8 protein-coding genes are annotated in these 8,544 nt (G+C 67.8%); 5 read left to right on the plus strand and 3 right to left on the minus strand.

Annotated features, from left to right (window positions below):
* Window positions 1-553, minus strand: a 553-nt coding sequence (locus tag RYM47_RS19520) for a TGS domain-containing protein (RefSeq protein ID WP_315390171.1), incomplete at its 3' end; no start/stop codon positions are given.
* 403 nt (window positions 554-956) lie between these two features.
* Between RYM47_RS19520 and RYM47_RS19525 the strand changes: the two genes are divergently transcribed.
* The 4 genes from RYM47_RS19525 (at window position 957) to RYM47_RS19540 (ending at window position 4,263) form a co-directional block, all read left to right on the plus strand.
* Window positions 957-1,256 (plus strand): hypothetical protein, encoded by a 300-nt coding sequence (locus RYM47_RS19525; RefSeq protein WP_315390173.1) that lies wholly within the window; start codon window positions 957-959, stop codon window positions 1,254-1,256.
* The gene (locus RYM47_RS19530) at window positions 1,256-1,519 is read left to right on the plus strand and encodes a hypothetical protein (protein WP_315390175.1); all 264 of its coding nucleotides are present in this window, start codon (window positions 1,256-1,258) and stop codon (window positions 1,517-1,519) included. Before RYM47_RS19525 ends, RYM47_RS19530 begins: the two co-directional genes overlap by 1 nt.
* Before the next feature lie 10 nt (window positions 1,520-1,529).
* Window positions 1,530-3,098, plus strand: a complete 1,569-nt coding sequence (locus RYM47_RS19535) for a PepSY-associated TM helix domain-containing protein (RefSeq protein WP_315390177.1) — start codon at window positions 1,530-1,532, stop codon at window positions 3,096-3,098.
* 88 nt (window positions 3,099-3,186) lie between these two features.
* On the plus strand, window positions 3,187-4,263 hold the full coding sequence (locus RYM47_RS19540) for a serine hydrolase (protein WP_315390179.1): 1,077 nt from the start codon (window positions 3,187-3,189) through the stop codon (window positions 4,261-4,263).
* Here the strand turns inward: RYM47_RS19540 and RYM47_RS19545 are convergent.
* Both RYM47_RS19545 and RYM47_RS19550 read right to left on the minus strand, forming a co-directional pair.
* Entirely contained in the window at window positions 4,232-5,824 is a 1,593-nt protein-coding gene (locus RYM47_RS19545; protein ID WP_315390181.1) for a winged helix-turn-helix domain-containing protein, read from the minus strand. The genes RYM47_RS19540 and RYM47_RS19545 overlap by 32 nt on opposite strands.
* Window positions 5,825-6,061: 237 nt before the next feature.
* Complete coding sequence (locus RYM47_RS19550) at window positions 6,062-7,234, minus strand: glycoside hydrolase family 18 protein (protein ID WP_315390183.1); 1,173 nt, start codon at window positions 7,232-7,234, stop codon at window positions 6,062-6,064.
* 177 nt (window positions 7,235-7,411) lie between these two features.
* On the opposite strand from RYM47_RS19550, the gene RYM47_RS19555 reads away from it, so the two are divergent.
* Window positions 7,412-8,401 (plus strand): hypothetical protein, encoded by a 990-nt coding sequence (locus RYM47_RS19555; protein ID WP_315390185.1) that lies wholly within the window; start codon window positions 7,412-7,414, stop codon window positions 8,399-8,401.
* Window positions 8,402-8,544: the final 143 nt, after the last annotated feature.

Genomic DNA, 8,544 nt, shown 5'->3' on the forward strand with positions numbered 1-8,544 from the left:
GGCCGCGGCACATGTCCACGTATTCCTGGTGGTAGTACATGCCCATCGCCTGGATGTCCGGCGACATGTCTTCGATCAGGCGCAGTTTGTAGTCTTCGCCGCGGGCCTTGAAGATCTCCACGACCTCAGCGCGCGGGGTGACCTTCTTGATCACGTCGTAGTCCTGCGCGATCAGCTCGCCCATGCGCTTTTCGATGGCGGCCATGTCGTCCGGGGTGAACGGACGCTCGGACTGGATGTCGTAATAGAAACCTTCGGCGATGACCGGGCCGATCACCATCTTCACGTCCGGGTACAGCTGCTTGACCGCGTGGCCGAGCAGGTGGGCACAGGAATGGCGGATGATCTCCACGCCCTCCTCGTCCTTGGCGGTGATGATGCGCAGGCTCGCGTCGTGGTCGATCACGTCGCTGGCATCGACCAGGGTGCCGTCCACGGCACCGGCGATGGTCGCCTTGGCCAGGCCGGCACCGATCGACTGGGCGACGTCCATGACACTGACGGGGTTTTCGAACTCACGGCGGCTGCCGTCGGGAAGCGTGATCGCAATCATGGCTCTGGCTTTGTGCTCGGGGGGCCTGGGTGCAGGCCGGGGAAACAGGGGTCGAGGGTGTCCGGAAGCGCCGGCCGGATAAAAGAAAAGCGCCACGAAGGCGCCTGTCAGGGGGCCGTCGGGACGTTCAGCGCTGGGCGGTGGTAGTGCTCATGTCGCACGCTGGACCGGCGCGGAGCGCGGGTCACCTTGTTGCCTCGAGGTGGATGGGGTCGATCTTAAACCAAACGCCGGGGGATGCCCAATCCTGCCCCGCCTGAATCGGGCCGTATGGCGATTGAAAACAGCAATGATTACCATGCGCAGGTTGCCGCCTCGCCCGGCCTGCCTTCCTTTCCAAGGATTCTCCCATGCCCTGCGCCGCCCCCTCGGCCCGCACGACCCTGCCCTGCGCAGCACCCCCATGCTGAGCGCTGACGCCCTGGCCCTGCTGTACTGCGCGCTGGCCGGCGCCGCGTCGGCCTTTTCAGCGCTGGCCTTCTACGCCGCCTCGCCGCACTGCCGCTGGCCGCGCCTGCGCCGCGCCGGCCGGCTGGGTCGCCAGCTCGGGCTGGTGGCTGCGGCCACCGCGCTGTGGCTGTGGATGGGCCAGCTCGGGCTGGCCACCGGCTTCTGCGTCACGCTGGGGATCTGGATGCTGACTGCGCTGGCGCTGCCCTACCTGGCCGCCTGGACGCGGCCCGCGGCAGAGGTGCGACGCTGATGTGGGCACGTGCGCTCGCCGGCCTGCTGGCTGGCTTCTTCGTGGCGGCGGCGGCCGCGGGGCTGATCACCTGGCTGCCGCCGGGTCCGTGGCAGTCGGTGATCGTGCCGAGCATGGTCGCCTTCATTCCGCTGTGGATGCTGGCCGTGCTGTGGGCATTCGCGTTCCGTACCGGGCTGCGCGCGTGGCTGTGGCTCAGCGCCAGCGCCGCGTTCGGCTTCGGCCTGTTGTGGCTGCTGCGCCACTTCGATTGGGTGCAGTGAGGTTTATTCGATGAAATTCAGTTCGCTCACCCTGCGCACCTTCACCACGCTGCACACCTGGGTCGGCCTGGTGGCCGGCTTTGCCTTGTTCGTGGCGTTCTACGCCGGCGCGATCACCGTGTTCCACCACGACCTGCCGCTGTGGCAGTCGCCGCAAGGGATGGACCAGCCGGCGCAGACCCTGGACGATGCGCAGCGCCTGCTCGATGGCGTGCTGGCCAGGCATCCGGACGCGCGCAAGCACATCGGCATGACCTTCCCCGGCGCGGAGACGCCGCAGTCGATCGCGTACTGGCAGGACGCCAAGGGCACCTGGCTGTTCGCCTGGGCCGACCATGTGGACGGCAGTCCCACCCCGCCGCAGGCCGGGCTGGCCGAGCTGGTCAACGAGCTGCATTACACGCTGGGGCTGCCGGTCGCCGGCATCTACCTGATGGGCGTGGTCAGCCTGCTGTACGGGTTGGCGCTGCTGTCGGGGCTGGTGATCCACCTGCCCAAGCTGGTCGGCGACCTGTTCGCGCTGCGCCCGGGCCGCAACCTGAAGCAGATGTGGCAGGACGCGCACAACGTGATCGGCGTGCTCAGCCTGCCGTTCCACCTGCTGTTCGCGGTGACCGGTGCGCTGCTGTGCCTGATGTTCCTGCAGATGGCCGCGCTCAACCCGCTGATCTACGACGGCAAGCTGCTGGCGGCGATTCCCGGTGCCACCGACACCGCCCCGATCCGCGCGCCCGCCAATGAACCGGTCCGCGCCGGCAGCCTGGCGATGCTGCATGCGCGGTCGATCGCGGTGGCCAACGAGATGGGCCAGCAGCGTTTCGAGCCGGCCTACCTGAAACTGGCCAATGCCGGCGACGCCAACGCGGTGATCGAAATCACCGGCGACGGCGGCGTGTCGCTGGGCCCGCTGGGTGCGGTGGCGATGGATGCTAACACCGGCGAGGTCCTGCACACCCAGCTGCCGGGCCAGCGCGACGCCAACCACGCGACACTCGCAGCGGCGTATGCGCTTCACTTCGGCGAGTTCGGCAACGGCCTGGTGCCGTGGCTGTACTTCGTGCTCGGGCTTGGCGGGGCGTTCCTGTTCTATTCGGGCAACCTGCTGTGGATCGAGTCGCGCCGCAAGCGCCGCCAGGTCCAGCAGGGCCGCGCACAGGTGAACATGGCGCGGGCCACGGTGGGGGTGTGCATCGGGCTGTGCGTGGCCGTGTCGGCCGCGTTCGTGAGCGTGCAGCTGCTGGAACACCTGGCACCGGCGCACGCCGACGCCGGCATGCGCTGGACCTGTTTCCTGGTGTGGGGCGGCTGCGCCCTGTGGGCGGCGCTGCGCGCGCCCGCCAAGGCCGCCGTGGAGCTGCTGTGGGCGGCGGCGGTGGTCACCGCGTTGATCCCGGTGGTGCACGGCGTGATGAGCGGGCTGTGGTTGTGGACCAGCGCCGCGAACGGTTATTGGCCGTTGTTCTGGGTAGATGGCGTGGCCTTGGCGATGGCGATCGGGTTTGCGGCAATGGCGCGTGCCACCCGTCGCCGTGCGGTGCAGGGCGATCAAAACAGCGTGTGGGCCCTCGCCCGGGCCTGAGCCTGGCTTTCAGAATTCTTCAGGCGCTTTTCCAGCACTTCAGGCGCCGTGATGGCGTAGTGGAGCTCCACATCCAAGGAGCTCCACCATGCCCTGCCCCGCCCGCCGTTTCGCCGCGCTGGTCCTGTCACTCTGCACGTGGCTGCCGCTCGCCGCGCTGGCCGCGCCGCCGCCGTTGGACCCCGCGCCGCTCGCGGCGCTGGAGGCCGCCGTTGCCAGCGACGAGATCAAGCAGGTCACCAGCGTGCTGTTGCTGGTCGACGGCAAGGTCGCCTACGAGCGCTACTTCAACGGCGCCGATGCCGAAACCCTGAACGACGTGCGCTCGGCCAGCAAGAGCGTCACCGCTCTGCTGGTCGGGGCAGCCATCGGCGACGGCTACCTGCCGGGGGTGCAGGCCCGTGTCTACGACTACTTCCCCGAATTCACTGCCCAGCACCGCGTGGACCCGCGCCTGCTGGGCACCACCGTGGAAGACCTGCTCACCATGAGCAGCCTCTGGGAGTGCGATGACCAGAACCAATTCTCCAGCGGCAACGAAGAGCGCATGTACGTCACCGAGCGCTGGCTGGACTTCGCGCTGTCATTGCCCGTGAAGGGTTTCGCGCCGTGGATGCGCCGGCCTGAAGACAGTCCGCAGGGCCGCGCGCACGCCTACTGCACGGCCAATTCCTTCGTACTGGGTGCGGTGGTGGAACGGGCGACGAAGATGCCACTGGCCGACTATGCCGCGCAGGCCCTGGAACGCCCACTCGGTATCACCACCAGCCACTGGAACCGGTCACCCGAAGGCATCGGCATGGGCGGCGGCGGCACCCGCTACCGCAGCCGCGACTTGGCGCGACTGGGCGAACTGGTGCTGGCCGGTGGCAGCTGGCAGGGAAAGCAGCTCGTTCCCGCCGGGTTCGTGTCTGCGATGGTGAGCCCGCAGGCGCAGGCCGACGACGGCAGCGACTATGGCTACCAGTGGTGGGGCCTGAAGCTGCCGGTGGACGGCCGCGAAACCAGGGTATGGGCGATGTCGGGCAACGGCGGCAACTACGTGTTCGTGATGCCGGAGAAGAAGCTGGTCGCGGTGGTCAGCAGCAAGGCCTACAACCGCAGCTACGCCCATCCGCAGTCGCGCCGCGTGCTCACCGATTTCCTGTTGCCGGCGTTGCGCTGAGGCCGTCGAGGTCCTTCGGGCGCCAGGTTGCTGCCAGCACCTGCGCCCGTTGCGTGGCCACGTCGTCCTCGATACGGGCCAGCAGGCGCTCCCATCCGGGCGCCTGCCGCAGCGGCGCGAACAGCGGGGTCACCCGCAGCCATGCCGCATCGCGAAAGCCGGCATCCACCGCACGATGCAGGTCGGCGATCGCTGCATCGGCATCGCCCTGCGCCTGGTGCAGCAGCGCACGCTCCAGCGCCGCATCCGACCAGCCATCGTCAGACTGCCCCTTCAGCTCGGTGAGCCGGGCGGAGATCCACTCTCCGGCCGGGCTGCCACCACCGCGATGCAGGCCCGATAAGGTCTGCCCCATCGACTGCAGCGGGCGCAGCAGGCGGCCGCGCTCGAACGCCTCGGCAGCGCCCTGCGGGTCGCCGCTCATCAGCAGCAGTTCGCCCTGCAGGCGCAGCAGCTGCGGATGTGGGGTGCCACGCGCCAGGGCCTGATCAAGCGCCTGCCGTGCCTTGTCCTGCTCGCCCATGTTCATCAGGGCACGCGGCCACGCGATATTGCTGAAGACGTTGTCCGGATACAGCTGGAAGTTGCGCGCATGGCGTCGTGCGGCAACGTCGGTGAATCCGAGCAGCTCCAGTTCGCGCGCGACCTGGACCTCGCGGAAGCGGATCCGCTCGGGCGCTCGCAGCGCGAGGTTGGCCTCGAGCGCCAACGCCAGGTGGCCCTGCTCCTGCTGCAGATAGGCCAGCGAAGCGCGGGTGCGTTCGTCGTCTGGGTCGCGCAGCAGTGCCTGCTGGTAATCGGCAATCGCCTGCGGCATCGCCCCGAGGCAATCGTGCGCGTAGCCGCGCAACGCATGCGCGGCGGCATCGTCCGGCGCAGCACGCAGCTCCTGTCCGGCCAGCCGCAGCGCCTCTTGTGCATTACCCGGCTTGCCGTTGAACAGACAGGCGTCGGCCGCCAATGCACGCGCCAATCCGCGCCGTGCGGTGCTGGAATCCGGGTCGATCTGCAGGGCCTGGCGGTAAAGCGCGATGGCGCGCTCGTTGTTGGTCGCCTGGCCGATGCCGGCGTAATAACCGGCACGTTCCAGCACCGGGTCAGCCGGCGAGCGGGTCGCGTTGCCAGGTAGCAAGGCAACAATCGCAACGACGACGGCGCAAGCGGCTGCAGCTGCGGCAGCGATTGCCCAGGCCCAACGCCGCTGCCGCTGCGGTTCCGCCGCGGCAGCGGCCTGCGGGGCTTCATCCGCACAAGCCTGCACGGGCGCGCAGAGCTGGTAACCCCGACCGCGCACGGAGCGTATGTATCGCGGCTTGCGGCTGTCATCCCCCAGTGCCTGGCGCAGCAGCTTCACCCGCTGGCTGATCGCGTCCTCGCCCACCACCGCCGGGGCCCACACTTGTTGCGCCAAGGTGTCGAACGACACGACGGCGGTGTCGTGATCCAGCAGGCAGTCAAACAGGCGCCAGCTCAGCCCACTGACCGGCAGCACCACGTCGCCGCGCCGCACCTGTTGCAGGGCACGGTCGATGTGCAGATCTAGCAGCCGGACGATAGTCATGCGGCAACATAGTGCAGGCCCGGCGGGGGCGTTACAACCCGGCTACCCGGGTGCAATCCGCCGGTAGAGTCGGTTCCCGAACGACTGCCGATAGCAGCGATTGCGCGGGTAACGCATGACCTTCAATCGAGATCGAGCGTTTCCGGACGTCTCCGTTCGTTGGTCATGCGTCGCCCTGCCGATCAGTGCTATCGGCAGTCGTTTGGGAACCGACTCTACCGGCCACTTGCATCGCTCTCACTTGAAGGGGGCGGCCATGGCCTTCAGAAGGCTGGCTTGGTCATCATCTCCCGTCAGTTCCCAGGTGAACACACCACGCAGCTTTTGCTCACTGGCGAATTCAGCGCGGATGCCGATCGACTGCGGGTCTTCGTAGCTGATGAACACCTTCTGTGCCGGGTTGTACAACCACGGGCTCTGCGCGACGGGGTGCCAATGGCGTTGCCAGTCGGGCTTGCCGAGGAACTCGGCCTTGATGCGGCGCCAGTCGCCGGCGTCGAACGGTGCGCTGTACGGCTGGTACAGGCCATCGGCGCCCGCGCCGGTGACGTTGAAGCCGCGTCCGTAAAACGGCACGCCCAGGACCAGCTTGTCGGCCGGCACGCCGTGGTCGCGGTAGAACTTCACCGCACCTTCCACGCTGTTCCACCGGCGCTGCTCTTTCGCCAGCGGGTCCTGCGGCACTTCGCGCAGCGGCGCGTTGAAGGTGGACACCTTGGAAAAGCCGGTGCCCATGTCGTAGCTCATCAGGTTGATGAAATCGAGTTCCCTGCCCAGCGCTTCCAGCTCGTAGCTGAGCGCAGGATCATAGGGCCCGTCGGTCTGCACGCGGCCGGCCGGCAGCGCAGCGGTAAGCTGGCGGTGCGGGCCCTTGCCGCCGTCCAGTGCGTCGAGCTGGCGGCGGAACTCCCGCACCAGCAGGGTCATGTTGTGGCGGTCTTCCGGGCGGTCGGTGATCTCGAGCGGGCCGCCGGACACCGGGAATTCCCAGTCGATATCCACGCCGTCGAAACTGCCGCGATGCTGCTCGAAGAACATGGCCACGCAGGAACGCACGAAGCGTTCGCGGCTTTCAGGGGTAAGCGCCGCATCGGAGAAGCCGCCTGCGTTCCAGCCGCCGATGGAGATCATGCTGTGCAGCTGCGGGTGCGCGCGCTTGAGTTCGGCCAGTGCCTTGAAGTGTGCCGGTGCGGCGTCGTCCACCACGCAGCGGCCGTCTTCGATGCGGGCGAAGGCGTAGAACAGGTGGGTGAGCGTGTTGGCCGGGATCGCGGCCACCGGGTAGCGTTCGGCTGACCCGCCCGGGTAGTAGGCCCCGATCACGGCGTCCGGGGCGGGCGCAGCATGGCTGGTGAGCGGCAGCGCGGCAATGATCGCCGCCCCCAGCAACGAGACGATGGAACGGGACATGGCAACTCCGTGGATCAGGACTTCGCCAACGTTACCAAGCCACGGCACGGCGTTGTGGCATGTCCTGCGAATCTGTCCTCCGGACAACCTGCAGCAGCCCGCCAGGGCGGCATCGGGCCATGGCGTGGCGATGGTCCGGCAGGCTATCGTCTAGCCCTGCCCATTGCGATGACCTACATGGACGACAACGCCGAAACCATCGACAGCGCTGCATTCGACGATCTCCGTGATCGCGCCTATGCCCATTTCGACAACGGTGAACTGCGCGAGGCCAGCGCGCTGTTCGGTGAGCTGAGCGAGCTCCGGCCCGAGGCCGCGCACCTGCACTACATGCGCGGACTGGCGCACAAATACCTGCGCGACTGGCCGGCATCCCTCGCCCACAACCTGCGTGCGCAGCAGCTGGAAGAGACGTTCGACGAGGCGTCGGCGTGGAACGCCGGCATTGCCGCCACCGCGCTCGGCGACTGGGCCGAAGCCCGTCGCCAGTGGGCGCGCTGCGGCATGACCGTGCCCGATGGCGAAGGCCCGATTGAAACCAATTTCGGCACGGTCAGCGTCCGCCTCAATCCATGGGGCAATGGCGAAACGGTGTTCGCGCGCCGGATCGACATAGTGCGCGCGCAGCTGTTGAACGTGCCCCTGCCGGAGAGTGGCCACCGGCTGTTCGACATCGTGCTGCACGACGGCGCGGTGACCGGCGAGCGCGCCCTCAATGGCAAGACGGTGCCGGTGTTCAACGTGCTGCAGACCCTGCAACGGTCGGATCACCAGACCTTCGTCGCGTTCGTCCGTTGCCCCACGTTCGAAGACGCCACTGCGCTGGAGAACGCGCAGCTGCCGGGAATCGGTTTCGTCGAGGACTGGACGCATTCCATCCGGCATCTCTGCCTGCGCTGCAGTTACGGCGTACCGCATGAGGCGGGCGAGCACCGCGACGGCGAGGCCCGCAATGACGACTGGACAATGGACCGCCACCTGGGCATCGGGGCGCAGGGCAAGGCGGCCGTGCAGCGGCTGCTGGCCGATTGGGCGGCAGCGGGTCCCGGGCGTCGGGTCGATGCGATCGAGCACCGGCAGGTGGTGGTGAGCGGACCGGTGGAAGGCACCGTGTGGTGGCGCGGGCACGACGGCGACGACGGGAACGAAGAAGAAAGCGACGCATAAAAAAAAACGGGCCGAGGCCCGTTTTTTTTAATCACAGAGTAGTACGCCGTTGGCGGATTACTCGGCCGAAGCGCCTTCGCCTTCTTCGACGGCCTTCATCGACAGGCGGATACGGCCCTGCTTGTCGACTTCCAGCACCTTGA

Origin of the sequence: uncultured Stenotrophomonas sp. (assembly GCF_963519125.1) — a bacterium.
Classification (GTDB): domain Bacteria; phylum Pseudomonadota; class Gammaproteobacteria; order Xanthomonadales; family Xanthomonadaceae; genus Stenotrophomonas.